15 protein-coding genes and 1 pseudogene are annotated in these 14,462 nt (G+C 66.4%); 8 read left to right on the top strand and 8 right to left on the bottom strand.

Annotation, left to right across the window (positions count from 1 at the left end; genetic code table 11):
• Nucleotides 1-25 precede the first annotated feature (25 nt).
• Both KXD98_RS14920 and KXD98_RS14915 read left to right on the top strand, forming a co-directional pair.
• Complete coding sequence (locus KXD98_RS14920) at nt 26-1,984, top strand: primary-amine oxidase (RefSeq protein WP_260759159.1); 1,959 nt, start codon at nt 26-28, stop codon at nt 1,982-1,984.
• Nucleotides 1,985-2,026: 42 nt separating this feature from the next.
• Entirely contained in the window at nt 2,027-2,353 is a 327-nt protein-coding gene (locus KXD98_RS14915; protein WP_260759158.1) for a YnfA family protein, read from the top strand.
• A 9-nt stretch (nt 2,354-2,362) separates the two neighbouring features.
• Here KXD98_RS14915 and KXD98_RS14910 read toward each other — a convergent pair whose 3' ends face one another.
• Nucleotides 2,363-3,247, bottom strand: a complete 885-nt coding sequence (locus KXD98_RS14910; protein ID WP_260759157.1) for an SCO6745 family protein — start codon at nt 3,245-3,247, stop codon at nt 2,363-2,365.
• A 54-nt stretch (nt 3,248-3,301) separates the two neighbouring features.
• Here KXD98_RS14910 and KXD98_RS14905 point away from each other — a divergent pair, with 54 nt between their 5' ends.
• Nucleotides 3,302-4,051: a DUF4333 domain-containing protein gene (locus KXD98_RS14905; RefSeq protein WP_260759156.1), complete on the top strand. Its 750-nt coding sequence runs from the start codon at nt 3,302-3,304 to the stop codon at nt 4,049-4,051.
• A gap of 31 nt (nt 4,052-4,082) precedes the next feature.
• On the opposite strand, the gene KXD98_RS14900 is transcribed toward KXD98_RS14905, so the two are convergent.
• Nucleotides 4,083-4,991, bottom strand: coding sequence for a DoxX family protein (locus tag KXD98_RS14900; protein WP_260759155.1), 909 nt, complete (start codon nt 4,989-4,991; stop codon nt 4,083-4,085).
• 43 nt (nt 4,992-5,034) lie between these two features.
• On the opposite strand from KXD98_RS14900, the gene KXD98_RS14895 reads away from it, so the two are divergent.
• Nucleotides 5,035-5,853 carry an enoyl-CoA hydratase/isomerase family protein gene (locus KXD98_RS14895; RefSeq protein WP_260759154.1) on the top strand — a complete coding sequence of 273 codons (819 nt, stop codon included), beginning with the start codon at nt 5,035-5,037 and terminating at the stop codon, nt 5,851-5,853.
• 4 nt (nt 5,854-5,857) lie between these two features.
• Here KXD98_RS14895 and KXD98_RS14890 read toward each other — a convergent pair whose 3' ends face one another.
• The 5 genes from KXD98_RS14890 to KXD98_RS14870 all read right to left on the bottom strand — a co-directional run bounded on the left by KXD98_RS14890 (nt 5,858) and on the right by KXD98_RS14870 (nt 10,519).
• Entirely contained in the window at nt 5,858-6,370 is a 513-nt protein-coding gene (locus tag KXD98_RS14890) for a hypothetical protein (RefSeq protein WP_260759153.1), read from the bottom strand.
• An 82-nt stretch (nt 6,371-6,452) separates the two neighbouring features.
• Nucleotides 6,453-7,310, bottom strand: coding sequence for an ABC transporter permease (locus KXD98_RS14885; RefSeq protein WP_260759152.1), 858 nt, complete (start codon nt 7,308-7,310; stop codon nt 6,453-6,455).
• Nucleotides 7,307-8,182: an ABC transporter permease gene (locus KXD98_RS14880; protein WP_260759151.1), complete on the bottom strand. Its 876-nt coding sequence runs from the start codon at nt 8,180-8,182 to the stop codon at nt 7,307-7,309. Before KXD98_RS14880 ends, KXD98_RS14885 begins: the two co-directional genes overlap by 4 nt.
• A 59-nt stretch (nt 8,183-8,241) precedes the next feature.
• On the bottom strand, nt 8,242-9,423 hold the full coding sequence (locus KXD98_RS14875; protein ID WP_260759150.1) for a spermidine/putrescine ABC transporter substrate-binding protein: 1,182 nt from the start codon (nt 9,421-9,423) through the stop codon (nt 8,242-8,244).
• Between the two features lie 55 nt (nt 9,424-9,478).
• Nucleotides 9,479-10,519, bottom strand: a complete 1,041-nt coding sequence (locus tag KXD98_RS14870; protein ID WP_260759149.1) for an ABC transporter ATP-binding protein — start codon at nt 10,517-10,519, stop codon at nt 9,479-9,481.
• 441 nt (nt 10,520-10,960) lie between these two features.
• Here KXD98_RS14870 and KXD98_RS14865 point away from each other — a divergent pair, with 441 nt between their 5' ends.
• On the top strand, nt 10,961-11,392 hold the full coding sequence (locus tag KXD98_RS14865) for an SRPBCC family protein (protein WP_260759148.1): 432 nt from the start codon (nt 10,961-10,963) through the stop codon (nt 11,390-11,392).
• 18 nt (nt 11,393-11,410) lie between these two features.
• On the opposite strand, the gene KXD98_RS14860 is transcribed toward KXD98_RS14865, so the two are convergent.
• Nucleotides 11,411-12,895 (bottom strand): MFS transporter, encoded by a 1,485-nt coding sequence (locus tag KXD98_RS14860; RefSeq protein ID WP_396881331.1) that lies wholly within the window; start codon nt 12,893-12,895, stop codon nt 11,411-11,413.
• 106 nt (nt 12,896-13,001) lie between these two features.
• Between KXD98_RS14860 and KXD98_RS14855 the strand changes: the two genes are divergently transcribed.
• The 3 genes and pseudogenes from KXD98_RS14855 (at nt 13,002) to KXD98_RS14850 (ending at nt 14,454) form a co-directional block, all read left to right on the top strand.
• The gene (locus KXD98_RS14855; RefSeq protein ID WP_260759147.1) at nt 13,002-13,481 is read left to right on the top strand and encodes a TspO/MBR family protein; all 480 of its coding nucleotides are present in this window, start codon (nt 13,002-13,004) and stop codon (nt 13,479-13,481) included.
• A 72-nt stretch (nt 13,482-13,553) separates the two neighbouring features.
• A pseudogene (locus KXD98_RS28555) lies at nt 13,554-13,637 on the top strand (short-chain dehydrogenase); the annotation flags it as partial.
• Nucleotides 13,621-14,454: a thioesterase family protein gene (locus KXD98_RS14850; protein WP_260759146.1), complete on the top strand. Its 834-nt coding sequence runs from the start codon at nt 13,621-13,623 to the stop codon at nt 14,452-14,454. The pseudogene KXD98_RS28555 and the gene KXD98_RS14850, both read left to right, overlap by 17 nt.
• Nucleotides 14,455-14,462 lie beyond the last annotated feature (8 nt).

The following is a 14,462-nucleotide window of genomic DNA, read 5'->3' as shown; positions in this document are numbered from 1 at the left end:
CAATCGTGGTGCCGCTACCGGCGCCATGTGGTTGCGTAAGCGCGTGTTCCCGCTCGACCCGCTCAGCGCAGATGAAATCCGCTCCGTAGCCGCGATCCTGGCGCGCGAGCGGGGCGTGCGCGCCGCCCCGGATTCCACACCAGGCTGGCGGCTGACCGCAATCGAACTGATCGAACCCGACAAGGCCGACCTGGCGTCGTTCGAGGAGGGTGGCCCACGACCGGCACGCCGGGCCGAGGTGATCTGCCTGGACCGCGGCGCCAACGCGACCTACCGCGCCGTGGTCTCGTTGACGCAGGCCGGGGTCGAGGCCTTCGAACACATCCCCGGGGTCCAGGCCAACTTCACCGTCGACGAGTTCGGCGAGTGTGATCAATTGCTGCGCTCACATCCCGACGTCATCGCCGCGTTGCGCAACCGCGGTGTCACCGACGTCGACCTGGTGTTCTTCGACACCTGGACCTACGGCGCCGCGGTCGCCCCACCGGAGTACCGCGACCGGCGTATCGGGTGGTCCGATGCATGGCTCAAAGCCGCTCCGGGCGCCAACCCCTATGCGCAGATGATCAGCGGACTGCACTGCGTGCTGGATCTCAACGCGATGGAACTCCTGCGGATCGAGGACGACGGGCCGTTCGCCGGCGGCGTGACGACACCACCACCGGTGATGGGGGAGTACGTGCCCCGGCACATCCCCGAGCGCATCCTGTCCGCACACCGCCGAGAACCGCTCAAGCCGCTGCACATCAGCCAACCGGACGGACCGTCGTTCACGGTCGAGGGGAACCTCGTGCGCTGGCAGAACTGGTCGCTGCGGGTGGGATTCAATCACCGCGAGGGGATGACTCTGCACACGGTGCGCTACCGAGACGGCGACCGCGAACGCTCGGTGGCCCACCGCATGTCGTTCGCCGAGATGATCGTGCCCTACCGTGACTCCTCGCCGGACCACTACCGGCGCACCGCCTTCGACATCGGCGAATGGGGGCTGGGTTTCATGACCACCTCGCTGACTCTCGGCTGTGATTGTCTCGGCGAGATCCGTTACCTCGATGCGGTATTGCACAACAGCAAGGGCGAGCCGTACACCATTGCCAACGCCATCTGTATCCACGAAGAAGACAACGCGGTGCTGTGGAAGCACGTCGACCACGAGATCGGCGCCGAGGTCCGGCGGATGCGTCGGCTCACATTGTCGTTTCACGTGACCGTCGCCAACTACGAGTACCTGGTGTACTGGCGGCTTTATCAGGACGGCAACATCGAGTGCGAGGTCCGCGCCACCGGCATCATGGTGACCACGCCGCTGCCGCCCGGTGCGGCGAGTCCCAACGGCACCATCGTCGATGAGCGCACGTATGCGCCTTTCCACCAACACTTTCTGGTTGCCCGTCTGGATCTGGACATCGACGGCACCGACAACACGGTGTTCTGCTCGGAGTCGTATGCCGAACCCATCGGTCCCGACAATCCGTACGGCCTGTCGCTGGTAACCCGCAATATCGCTCTGCGCAACGAGTCCGACGGCAAGCAGGATGTCGACTTTGCCACGCAGCGGGGGTGGAAGATTGTCAACACCAACGTCGTCACCGGCATTGGTGCGCATCCGGCGTACAAGCTGATTCCCAGCGGGGCGATTCCGGCGATGTTCGAAGACGGTTCCCCGGTGCTCGCACGTGCAGGCGTCATCGGGCACACCCTGTGGGTAACCCCTAACAGTCCACACGAGCGTTGGCCCGCCGGGCAATTCGTCAACCAGTCTGAGGAAGACACTGGCTTGACGCGCTGGACCGCCGGGAACCGGTCGATCGACAATACCGACGTGGTGCTGTGGTACGTCTTCGGCATCCACCACATCACCCGACCCGAGGACTGGCCGATCATGCCCGTCGATGTGGTGTCGTTCTGGCTCAAGCCATTCGGCTTCTTCGACCGCAATCCTTCGCTGGATGTGCCGGCGACTCCACCTGACTCCTGCCACTGACCTGCGTTTGCCTAGCGTCTACGCGCCCGGCACGCTGAGAGGGTGATAGCCAAGTCCGTCGCGTTGTTCGTCGTTGCCGCCATCTTCGAGATCGGTGGTGCCTGGATGGTCTGGCAGGGAGTACGCGAGGACCGCGGTTGGTTGTGGATCGGTCTGGGCGTGATGTCGCTCGGTGCCTATGGGTTCGTGGCAGCTCTGCAGCCCGACGCTCACTTCGGACGGGTGCTGGCCGCCTACGGCGGTGTGTTCATCGCCGGTTCGCTGCTGTGGGGGGTGGTTGCCGACGGCTTCCGGCCCGACCGCTGGGATGTGACGGGCGCGATGGTGGCACTGCTCGGGGTGGCCCTGATCATGTATGCGCCGCGGTGAAGCGGTCCGTCAGATCAGATGCGCGCTGTCATCGGCAAGGTCGTCTCGACTCAACCCCATCGGGGTGCTCTCCGGTACATCGCCGGCGGCAACCACGGTCCTGGTGATCGGCGTGAGAACACGGAACAGTGACTCCACTTCGTGGTCGTCGAGGGCATCGAGAGCGCTCAGCGCGGCGGCGTCCGTCGCGTCCTCGATGTGGCTCTTGAGGTTGTGCCCGGCCGACGTCAATGCCCCCGTCGCGTCGAGCAGGCCGCGGCCTTGCAGAGTCTGCTGACAGTGTTGCCACTGAGCATCGTCGTAGTCGCGGGCGCGCTTGATCATGTCTTCGGAAACGCGTCCGGCCGCCGCATGCAGCACGTTGGCTTCTCGTCCGGAAAGTCGCTGCGCAGTCAGAATCGCCACGTGACCGTCGCCTCGGTGTTCGCGCAACAAGGTTGCGGCATGCCACAACCGGGCCAGCGGCTCCCGCGGCCAGGGCAGTGCCCGGTTGGCGGCAAAGAGCACCCGGCCGCCGAGGTCGGCGCCGGCTGCTGCTTTGGCGGCCAGTTCGGCCGCCGCGCAGGCATCGTCGTCGGTCACACCCATGCGCCGCAGTGCGGCGACCGCGGACTCCTCGCGCACCCGCAGCGCATCGGCCGGAGACGCGACATCCCAGGCACTCGGCAGTGCCTTGGCGACGCGCTGCGCGGTGAAGCTGTAGAACGCCGCGGTGACGATCTCGGGTGCGACCGTGCCCATCGGCGCTGACCGCGCGGCGAAGTAGCCCATCCAGAAGCCCCGGAAACCCAGGCCGTCGAGCGCGGTGCGGACCTCGGGGGCGAAATAGGTGACCGCATGGACCGGCTCGATGCGGTCGAACAGGCGGCGCGCCAGTGCTGGTTGTCGATTCACCGCTGCAGTCAATCATCCGCGGTCGGCCTGCTACGGTCCGGTGCAATCTCCGAGATGGTGATGGGACTGCACATGCGTGACGTATTCAGCGCACTGGCGGTCATGTCGGCAGCTGCCGGGCTGGTCGCGTGCACCGTGGCCACCCCCGACGGGGTGCCCGCGGTGGCACCGGCAGACCTCGAGCGCGACATCTCTGCCCGGCTGGCCGAAGTGGGCCAGCAGCCTGAGTCGGTGACGTGCAAGGACCCGTTGGCCGGCGAGGTCGGCCAGGTGGCCCGCTGCGACGTGGTGCTCAGTGCGACCAACAGCTTCGAACCGATCGTCACCGTCACCGCCGTCGACGGCTCGGCTATCAGTTACGAGATGTTGCCCGCGTTGTCCGAGCTGCAGTTGGAACGCGGCGTGGCGCGCTTGGTCGACAGCTCATCAGCATCGACGAGCACGGTGGACTGCTTCTCCGGTCTGGTCGGGGAGCCCGGTGCCGTCGCTGTCTGCGACGTGACCACCGCAGGAGCGACCCTGGCGCGCACCGCGGAAGTGACCAGCGTCGACGGCCTGCTGATGAACTTCGACCTGCTGCCGCTGTTGACCAAGGCTGAGCTCGAGGATTCGTTGCTCGACGAGCTGGCGATTCACCTCGGCACCCGGCCCGAATCGGCGCAGTGTGCCGGAAACCTGGAGGGCAGGCCAGGCAACACGGTGGACTGCATCGTCGTAGCCGGCGCCGACAGCGCAGAGTTCACTCTCACGGTGACCACCGTCGACGGCGACCGGATCGACTACTCCTACGGGCCGAAAGCGTGAGGTGCCTCGGTCTCCTTCGTGAAGCTCAGCTTCAGTGCCGGAAGCGCTTCTTCTTCTTGACCTCGGTGTTGGCCGTATCGGCCAGGTCTGCGGCGCGGGCACGCGCCTCCTCTGCCCGGGCCCGCGCCACCTCGGCCCACTCACCGCCCCGTTCCCGGGCGACATCGGCCAGTTCTGGGGCGCGGTCGCGGGCGACGTCGGCGAGTTCGTGGCCGCGCTTGCGGGCTACTGCGGCCAGTTCTGGGGCGCGGTCGCGGGCGACGTCGGCGAGTTCGTGGCCGCGCTTGCGGGCTACTGCGGCCAGTTCTGGGGCGCGGTCGCGGGCGACGTCGGCGAGTTCGGCGCCACGCTCACGGGCGATGTGCGCGAGTTCGCGGCCCCGGTCGGCTCCGATGTGCAGACCCTGATTGACCTTGTCGGCCAGCTGGCTGTCCGACAGTGCTCCACCGGCTCCGGCGCCGACGGGAAGGGCGCCGGTCACTGCAGCCGAGACCTTGCGGGCAGCGCGGCGGCCGCGCCAGCCCAACGAGGGGCGGCCGGCGGTGTCCACCGCCGCGATGATCAGTCCGCCGATCAGGCTGATGTCGGTGATGAACGCCCGGCGTTCCTCGGCCTTGCGGGCCGGGTCGGAGATGTTCCAAAAGGCGTGGCCACCAACTGAGCTCGGCACCACGGTCAAAGCCAGCGCTGCAGAGGCGACGCGCGGCAGTTTGCCCGTCGCCAGCAGCAGGCCGCCGCCGATCTGCACCGCGGCGTTGACCCGAGCCACCGTTTCGGCGTCGGACGGAATGCTGGTGCCGACCGGATCGGGCAGCTTGCTGAGCTCCTCCAGGGTCTGGCGGGTGGCGTCAGCGGCCGGCTTCGGGCTTCGAAGCGCCTCGACACCACGCGAGATGAATACTGCTGACAGCATGGGGCGCGCAACACGTCTGATCAACATGCGGCCTGTGTTCCCACGCTTACGGGGGTGCAAACTTGCCTCCATGACCGACCTCACCGTTTCCGTTTCCGACGGGGTCGCCGTCGTGACGCTGAACAGGCCGGATCGCCGCAATGCCTACACAGCAGCAATGGGCGAGCTGCTCGGCGAGGCCTACCGGCGCTGCGACCAGGACGACCGGGTGCGCGCGATCGTACTCACCGGGGCCGGGGATGCGTTTTGTGTGGGCGCCGACGTGGAGGGTCCGAGGAGTCCTTTCGATGCGCCCGCTGCAGAGTTCACCGCGTCCCCGGTGGACCCGGCGGCATTCGAACTGCGCACCCCGGTGATCGCCGCGGTCAATGGCCACGCTGTTGGCATCGGCCTGACCATCGCCCTGCAGGCCGACATCCGGATCATGGCGCTGGAGGCGAAGTACGCCGTCGCCCAGGTACGCCGTGGTGTGCTCGGCGATTGCATGTCGCACTGGACGTTGCCGCACCTGGTCGGCACCGCAGTGGCCGCGGACCTGCTGCTGACCGGTCGAACCTTCGATGGTGCCGAGGCCGCGTCGTTCGGGCTAGCAAGCCGCGCGGTCGCCGCTTCGGAGGTCCTCGACCAGGCGGTGGACGTGGCGCGCGACATCGCACTGCACGTCGCGCCGATGTCGGCAGCGCTGTCCAAGCGGCTGCTCTGGGACACCGTGATGATGGGCTACCGACCTCGCCAGGTTGCCCACCTCGAAACCGAGTTGCACCGACGGGTGATGGGCGGTGCGGATGCCATCGAGGGCGTCGCTGCCTTCGTGCAGCGACGCGACCCGCGGTGGACGACCTCGGTGTCCGCGCGCTGGCAGCCGTTACCCGAGCCGCCGCCTGTCTGAGACGTTAAGGAGCCGGAACGCTGGCACAGCCCACGCCCGGAATGCAGCCGGCTGCGCCTTCGGGTCCGGCCACGCCTGCGGGTCCGCCGGGGATGGCGCCGGCTGCGCCTTCGGGTCCGGCCACGCCTGCGGGTCCGCCGGGGATGGCGCCGGCTGCGCCTTCGGGTCCGGCCACGCCTGCGGGTCCGCCGGGGATGGCGCCGGCTGCGCCTTCGGGTCCGGCCACGCCTGCGGGTCCGCCGGGGATGGCGCCGGCTGCGCCTTCGGGTCCGGCCACGCCTGCGGGTCCGCCGGGGATGGCGCCGGCTGCGCCTTCGGGTCCGGCCACGCCTGCGGGTCCGCCGGGGATAGCCCCGTAGACGCCCGGATCCGTCGGCGGGGGTGCGGCGCACCCGGTGCCGTACGGGTCGTAACACCCGGCCGGGCCGCCAGCGATCGCCGCGGGGGCAACCGCGACAGCCGCGGCAAAGGCGCCGCCCAGCAAAAACGAGGTGAGGTATTTCGGCTTGACCAGCATGGGGCGGCGAGTACCACCGATCCGCCGATTCGAAACCTCGGTAACCGAAGTGCTCAGTTCCGGTCGTCTGAGGTCGACGCCGTCAGCTCTGGAACCGTTTGCGTCGCCACAACGTGCCGACGACCAGCAGCAGCAGACTGACCAGCAGAATCGCCGTGGCCAGCACGTTGATTTGCGGCGGAACCGCGGCTTTGACCGCGGCATTGACGTACAGGGGATAGGTCACCGTCGATCCGCTGACGAAGTAGGTGATGATGAAGTCGTCGAGCGACAGCGCGAACGACAGCATGGCTGCCGCGACGATTCCCGGCACGATCAGCGGCAGTGTCACCTTGAAGAACGTGCGGACCGGGCCGGCACCGAGGTCCAGCGACGCGTCTTCGAGGGTCCAGTCGAATCCGCGGACCCGGGCGCGCACTGTCATCGCGATGAAGCTGACTTCAAAGGCGATGTGCGCCAATACGATCGTGGTGTATCCGGCCGCCCAGCCGAAGTCGAGGAACAGGGTCAGCAGCGCAGCGCCCATCACCACTTCGGGCGCGGTCAGCGGCAGGATCAAAAAGGTGTCGACGGCGCGTCGTCCACGCCATCGCTGACGCACCAGGGCGATCGCCACCAGCGTGCCCAGCACCAGCGCGATGCCGGTGGAGACCGCCGCGACGTTGAGGCTGAGCTTGAGGGCCTCGGTCAATGCGGGGTACTTGAACGGGTCGGCCCAGTTCTCCAGCGTGAAGCCCTGCCACGTGTAGTTGAACTTGCCGACCGGCTTGTTGAACGAGAACAGGATGATGACGAAGATCGGCAGGAACAGATAGAGCAGCACCAGTCCAGCTACAACCCGCAGCATGAGGTCACTCCAGTTGCGGCGGGCCCGGATTTTCCTGGATCGAGGTGTCTGCTGTGCGGCCGTGGCAATCGCCGCACCGGCCTGGGTGGTCATACCAAATCCTCCGTACCCAGGGCCCGTGTATAGAGCAGGACGCCGGCCAGAATCGTCAACATCAACACCAGGCTCAGCGCCGCCGCGGCCGGGTAGTCCTTGACCACCAGGAACTGCTTCTGGATGACATTGCCGATCATGGTCGTCTGGGTACTGCCCAGATAGTCGGCGTTGATGAAATCCCCGACGGCAGGGATGAATACCAGCAGGCTGCCGGCGAGCACACCCGGCATCGCCAGCGGCAGGATCACCTTGACGAAGCTGCGCGGCGCCGAGGAGTACAGATCTTTCGACGCCTCGATCAGCCGTGGATCGATCTTCTCCAGGCTGACATACAGCGGCAGGATCATGAAGATGATCCAGTTGTAGGTCAGCCCGCCGATCACCGCCCAACTCGTTGACAGCAGTCGCCCTTCAGCGGGAAGCAACCCGATCGCGCCCAATGCGCTGACCACCCAACCCTCGTCGGCCAAGATGGTCTTCCAGGCGATCGTGCGGATCAGGAACGTGACGAAGAACGGCAGGATGACCAGGCCGAGGATCAGGTTTTTGTATCGACCGGCCTTGAACGCTATGACGTAGGCCAGCGGAAACGCCAGCAGTAGACACAACACGGTGGCGGCGAAGGCGTACCCGAACGACCGCAGGATCTGGTCGCGATAGGTGCTGAACGCGTCGGTGTAGTTGCCGAAGTCCCATGCGAACGTCAGCGTCGGCATGAACACCGATCCGGCGGTCTCCGACAACGAGATACGCGCCAGGGTGAAGAACGGCACGACGAAAAAGACCGCCAGGTAGACGAGCGCGGGTAGAACCATCAGGTACGGAGCGAGCTTGCTCCGCTGGCGACTGCTGCTGGCGACACCTGCCATCTATGCTTTCCTCCTCCCCTCCGGGCGGGAGGTACCCCCACGCGTGCGCAGTGGCACGGTCAGCCGCCCGTGACAGCGGCGTACGCGGTGTTGTACTCCTGCGTCTGCTCGTCAGTCAGAGCCGCCCAGCTCTTCGACCGCTCCAGGACGTCGGCGGGCGGATTGATCAGCGGGTTGGCCGCCGCGGCCGGGTCGACCTTTTCGAGCTCTTCGGTCATGTCCGAAAGCACCGGTACGAATTGGGTGAAGGCCACCAGTTTGGCGTAGTTCTCGCGGTCGTAGACGTAGTCGATCCACGCCTCGGCGGCCCGCTGGTTCTGGGTGGTGTACGGAATCACCATCGTGTCGAGGAACGTGGTGCCGCCGGACTCGGGAACGACGAATTGCAGGTCGGGGTTGTCGGCCTGCAACTGCACGATGTCGCCCGAATACGCCTGTGCCACTGCGATATTGCCCGCGGTGAGGTCGGAGCTGTAATCGTTGCCGGTGAACCGGCGGATCTGTCCGCGATCATTCTGCTCGCGAACCAGGTCCACCGCCTGCCGGATGGCGTCGCTGGTCGGGTCTTCCGGCGAATTGCCCTGGGACAGCATGATCATCCCGAGTCCGTCTTGAACATCGGAGAACAAGCTGACGCGGCCCCGGAACGCGGGATCCCACAGGTCATCGATGGTGCGGATATCGCGGCCGGTGGCTGCCCGGTTGTAGGCCAGGCCGACCAAACCGGACATGTAGGGCGCGGTGACCTTCCTACCAGGGTCCACGCTGGCATCAAGAAGATCGGGCCGCAGATTCGTCTTGTTCGGGACCCCGTCTTCACTGATCTCGTTGAGCCAGCCGAGCTGATTGAGTCGGACGGCCATGAACTCGGTCGGCACCACCAGGTCGGCGCCGATGTCCTGCTTGCGGGCCAGCGGTTCCTTGACCTTGGCGAACCACTGCTCGTTGTCGTTGAAATCTTCCTTGTAGTCGACGGTGATGCCCGACGCGGTCTGGAAGGCGGCGACGAATCCGTCGGCCATGTAGAGCGGCCAGTTCGACACCCGCAGGGTTCCGCTGGCCGGCCCACCGTCATCTGTGGTGGGACCCGGGGTGCCGCTGTCGGATCCGCAGGCGGTCAACAGCGAGGAGCCGAGCGTCAGACCTGCTGCTGCGGCGACGCTTCCGCCCAGGAAACGACGGCGGGAGGTGCGGCTGGCGGTCAGGCGGGCCAGCAGACGTGGATCGATTTCGCGGGACATGGCAAGCGTGCCTTTCGTCGGCTCTCGGGAGGCGGAATGGGGCAATGGCGATGGGTCAGGCGTCGTCGAGCATTTCCTCGAGGTCCTCGGTGGTTGGAATGTCTGCTCCGGGCAGGACCAAAGACGCGTCAGGAGCCCAACTGGCGAACACCTCGTCTCCGGGGCGCAGCAGCGGCAGATCCTGTTCCGGTCCGACGTGCGCGATGACCGTCGAGTCGTCCGGCGCTGCCAGCGACAAGCGCAGAACCGGGCCCTGGAAGGTCAGGTCGGCGACGGTGGCGCGCACACCGGCCAGTTCGGCGCTCGGCGCGTCCATCGAGATACGAACCCGTTCCGGACGCACCATGAGGGTTGCGTGCCCGCCCGACTCGATGGTGGTGTCTCCTGGGCGGGCCTTCAGGGTCGAGCCGAGGACATCAACCTCGACGAAGTCGCGGTTGGCGCGACCGGTCTGTCGGCCGGCCCACAGGTTGGCCTGCCCGATGAAGGATGCGACGAACACCGTCGCGGGCCGGTCATAGATCTCGGTCGGGCTGCCGATCTGTTCGACGTTGCCGGCGTTCATGACCGCGATGCGGTCACTCATCGTCAGCGCTTCCTCCTGGTCGTGGGTGACATAGATGAAGGTGATGCCGATCTCGCGTTGAATGCGCTTGAGCTCGAACTGCATCAGATGGCGCAGCTTGAGGTCCAGCGCGCCCAGCGGTTCGTCGAGCAGCAGCGCACTCGGGTAGTTGACCAACGCACGCGCCAACGCCACACGCTGCTGCTGGCCCCCGGACAGTTGCGCGGGCTTGCGTCCGGCGAACTCGGTCAGACGCACGATCTCGAGGAGGTCGTCGACCCGCTTCCGTACCTCGACAGCATCCAATTTGGCGGTCTTCTTGCGGCTGCGCGGTCCGTAGGCGACGTTGTCCCACACCGTCATGTGGGGGAACAGTGCGTAGTGCTGGAAGACGGTGTTGACATTGCGCTTGTTCGGCGGCGTCTTCGACACGTCGACGCCCTCCAGACGGATGGCGCCCTCGGTTGGTGTCTCGAACCCGGCGATCATTCGCAGCGTCGTGGTCTTGCCGCAGCCCGACGGCCCCAGCATCGAGAAGAACTCTCCCTGCGCGATGGAGAAATCCGCGTCGGCGACGGCGATGTAGTCACCGAACCGTTTCGTGACGTGGTCGATCTCGATGACCGGACCTCCCGAGCTACGGGTGGTCTGCGGATCCGCCGTGTGGTCTACAGCGGTGGTGTGTGTGCCGGTCAGGACAGGTCCTCCTCGGGTTCAGCCGTGCGGCTGTGGATAAACCTTCGCGGATCACGCCGCCTCACGCAAGCGATTCCGTAACGAATTTACAATTCCACAATGGAATCCTTCGTAGATTCCGCATATGCGTGCGATATTCCGTGTGTCGGGCGGACAGCACGTCATCGCCGGGCCGGCCCCGAGCCCGACACATGATCACTGGTGGACAAATATTCTCAGTCGGCGTCACTGCGCGCGGCCGTTTACACCGGCGATGTGCGCGGGTAGTGCACCACCATGGCCATAGTTGACGTATCGGTATCGTCGTCCCTCAGTCCCGAGCGCGCATGGGAGCTGGCCTCCGATCTGAGGCGCTTTGACGAATGGTTGACCATCTTCGGTGGCTGGAAGAGTGACGTGCCTGCCGAGATCGACGTCGACACCCAGGTCTCGTCACTGATCAAGGTCAAGGGATTTCGCAATGTCATCCACTGGCGGGTGACTCGCTACGACGAGCCCAAGGAGATCGAGCTGGTCGGTAAGGGCCGCGGAAGTGTCTGCATCGCGTTGTCGATGCAGGTGGAGCCGTCGGAACCGAAAGGGTCGGCGTTCAAGGTGATGGCCGAACTGACCGGCGGGTTGCTGTCCACCCCGGTCGGCGGAGTGGTGGCGCGTGTCATCCGGGGTGACGTGGACCGGTCGGTGCGAAACCTGGCCGCACTGCACTGAGACGTCGGCAGTCCGGGATCAGCCCCACTCGTGGTTCATCGCCCGGGATTCGAAGCGCGCCTCATGCGAGGTCGGTCGCCGTGGATCCGGTGTGGGTGACTTCGACGCGGCGATCAGACCCATCACGAGCACGGCGGTGATCGCACCGAGGCCGAAGATCAGCACGAAACTGCTCTCGGCGGGCATTCCCGTTTCGGTGGTGCGACCGAGGAGCAAGGCGACGACCGCAGCGGCGGTAGAGCTGCCGACGGTGCGCGCGATCGCGTTCATTCCGGTGGCTACCCCGGTCTCACCGGCCTGGCTCTCGTTGACCACCAGCGCAGGAAGGGCGCCGTATCCCAGACTGATGTAGGCGTTGGCCAGGATGTTGGCCAGGATCACCTGCCATGGCGATGCGTGTGCGAATGCGATCAGCAGGAAACCGGCGACACCGGCGAACGCGGCGACGATCAGTACCGGGCGCGCTCCGAACCGGTCGATGAACCGACCGCTGACCAACGCGATGAGAAAGCCCGTGACTGCACCCGGAAGCAGGTAGATCACGCTGGCCTGCAGCACCGACGCGCCGAAGCCGTAACCGGCGGTCTCGGGAGACATCTGGACGAATTGGGTGAGACCGAGGAACGCGAAATACAGCCCCATCCCGACGAATATCGTCGCGAGGTTGGTGAACAGCATGGTACGCCGCGCGAGCATGTGGGTGGAGACCAGCGGTCTGGCGCAGCGACGTTCCCACTGCCACCAGCCGACGAGGACGGCGAGGCCAGCGACGAAGCTGCCGATGGTCCGCGGTGAGGCCCAACCCCAGGTGGTGCCCTGCGTGACGGCCAGCAGTACCGCCGACAGCCCGACCGCCAGACCCAGGGCGCCAACCCAGTCGATCGACCCGCGTGTGGTGCGGGCACGGTCTGGCACGATGAACACCACGAGCGTCAGGACAACGACCGTGAAGACGGTGGTCAACCAAAACACCCGGTGATAGTCGGCCTGGCCGGCCATCAGGAGTCCCACCACGACCAGTCCGACTCCGCCGCCGAATCCCAGCGTCCCCGAGAGCACGGCCATCGCCGGCACGATCCGGTCGGGGCGCAGCTCTTCGCGCAGGATGGCGATGCTGATCGGATAGAGCGCGAACGACGCGGCCTGCAGCACGCGCGCGATGATCAACAGTGGCAACGACGTTGTGGTGGCGGCGAGCACCGAACCGATCAGCACCACGATCAGCACCGCCAGCAGAACCCGCTTCTTGCGGTACAGATCGGCCAGGCGTCCGATCAGTGGCGTCGCCGCGGCGGCCGCCAGCAGGTTCGCCGTGACCGCCCAGCTCACCGCGACCATCGACGTCCCGATCTGCTCGGCAATCACGCCGAGCACCGGGACCACGGCGGTCTGCAAGATCGCCACGGTCAGGACGACAACGCTCAGCCCGGCGACCAGCACCCGCCCGCCGCGGTCGGTGACCGGCGTCGGACGGTCGACGCGAGCGGTCCTGCCATCGCCCACGCCCACTCCGATCGTTAGCCCATCTTCGGTTCTGTCCGATTATGCGTCCGGGGGTCTGGCCGACGAAATCGATGCAACCGTTGCCGTTGCGGGTATGAAGTGATCCATGCGCATATCGACACTGGCCAAGACTGGCGCTGCGGCTCTGGCAACTGCGGTGGTGGGTGGGCTCGCCAGCAAGGACTCGCAATCGCTGTGGTACGCGCGGCTGCGCAAGCCCGGATTTCAACCTCCGCGGCAGGCTTTTCCCATTGTCTGGCCCATCCTCTACGCCGACATCGCTGCGGTGTCGGCGGCGACGATCGACACCCTCGACGAGCGCGGCCAGAACGAGAAGGCGGCCGCCTACACCCGGGCTCTGGCAGCGAATCTGGTGCTCAACGCGAGTTGGTCGTGGCTGTTCTTCAACCGGCGGTGGCTCGGGACCTCGGCGGTGGCTGCCGGGTTGCTGGCGGTGAGCAGTGCCGATCTGGCGCGCCGAGCGGCGGAGGCAAACCCTGCCGCGGGCGCGGTGCTCGCCCCATATCCGTTGTGGTGTGCCTTTGCGACCGCATTGTCGACGCGCATCTGGCAGCTCAACCGCTGACTCCCGCCCGCCTCGACGATCGCGCCATGGGCCTGCTTTACCCTCGTCGAGTAATGGTCGGGCAGGTGAGGGAGCGCGCAGCGCGCATTCCTGGTCTCCGACGAAGCCGGTTTCATCGGGCAGATCCTGGGAGTCAACGGTGGCCGAAACGCCTGACGGGGAGTACGCAGCCCATTTCACATGCGCCGACGGCGGCTTTCTGCCGACCCGCTACGCGCAAAGTCACTGGGGCCCGGATCACCTCAACGGTCCGGCCGTGGTGGGCTTGGCCGCGAGGGCGCTCGAGCAAGAGTGTGTTGACGGAGATTTCCGGCCGACCCGGCTGACGGTCGATCTGCTGCGCGCGGCGCGCAACACCCACACCGTCCTCGACGTCACCGTGGTACGGGCCGGCCGCCGCATCCGCAGCGCGCACTGCGACGTCCTGCAGCGCGGCGACGTCGTAGCGCGGGCGACGCTGGTGCGGTACCGCCGCTCGGCGGCCCCGGCGGGCGATCTCTGGCACGACGCGGCGACCTTCCCGACCCCGCCTCCACCGGATGCGACGGTTCTGCCCTACGTCGGCAGTGACGATGTGGGCTGGACGCGCTCACCGGCCGAACACCAGAACGCCTCGCGTAAGCGGTTCTTCAACGACGGCATCAGCGTGGTTGCCGGCGAGGTCAACTCGGGGTTTGTTCGCGCAGCGATGGTGGCCGAAGCGACCAGCCTGGTCACCAACCTCGGGACGGCCGGGATTGGTTACATCAACGGTGATCTGACCGTGGCGCTGTCCCGGCTGCCTGTCGACGAATGGGTCGGCATCCAGGCCGACGGTCATCAAGCCGCAGAGGGGATCGCCGTCGGCACGGCCACTCTGTTCGATCACCTGGGTCCGTTCGGCGCCGGAATGATCACGGCGATCGCCAATCCGGCCGCCCAGATCGACTTCTCCGCACGCAATTTCGGTCCCGGTGACATCAATTACGAGTAGCGGATTTT

This window comes from Mycobacterium sp. SMC-4 (assembly GCF_025263265.1).
GTDB lineage: Bacteria > Actinomycetota > Actinomycetes > Mycobacteriales > Mycobacteriaceae > Mycobacterium.
This window is presented reverse-complemented; position numbering and strand designations above follow the sequence as displayed.

Coding starts and splice junctions, on each gene's coding strand:
- KXD98_RS14920 (WP_260759159.1), top strand. CDS start 26: ATGTGGTTGCGTAAGCGCGTGTTCCCGCTCGACCCGCTCAGCGCAGAT.
- KXD98_RS14905 (WP_260759156.1), top strand. CDS start 3,302: ATGGTGATGGGACTGCACATGCGTGACGTATTCAGCGCACTGGCGGTC.
- KXD98_RS14900 (WP_260759155.1), bottom strand. CDS start 4,991: ATGTTGATCAGACGTGTTGCGCGCCCCATGCTGTCAGCAGTATTCATC.
- KXD98_RS14895 (WP_260759154.1), top strand. CDS start 5,035: ATGACCGACCTCACCGTTTCCGTTTCCGACGGGGTCGCCGTCGTGACG.
- KXD98_RS14890 (WP_260759153.1), bottom strand. CDS start 6,370: ATGCTGGTCAAGCCGAAATACCTCACCTCGTTTTTGCTGGGCGGCGCC.
- KXD98_RS14885 (WP_260759152.1), bottom strand. CDS start 7,310: ATGACCACCCAGGCCGGTGCGGCGATTGCCACGGCCGCACAGCAGACA.
- KXD98_RS14880 (WP_260759151.1), bottom strand. CDS start 8,182: ATGGCAGGTGTCGCCAGCAGCAGTCGCCAGCGGAGCAAGCTCGCTCCG.
- KXD98_RS14875 (WP_260759150.1), bottom strand. CDS start 9,423: ATGTCCCGCGAAATCGATCCACGTCTGCTGGCCCGCCTGACCGCCAGC.
- KXD98_RS14870 (WP_260759149.1), bottom strand. CDS start 10,519: ATGCTGGGGCCGTCGGGCTGCGGCAAGACCACGACGCTGCGAATGATC.
- KXD98_RS14865 (WP_260759148.1), top strand. CDS start 10,961: ATGGCCATAGTTGACGTATCGGTATCGTCGTCCCTCAGTCCCGAGCGC.
- KXD98_RS14855 (WP_260759147.1), top strand. CDS start 13,002: ATGCGCATATCGACACTGGCCAAGACTGGCGCTGCGGCTCTGGCAACT.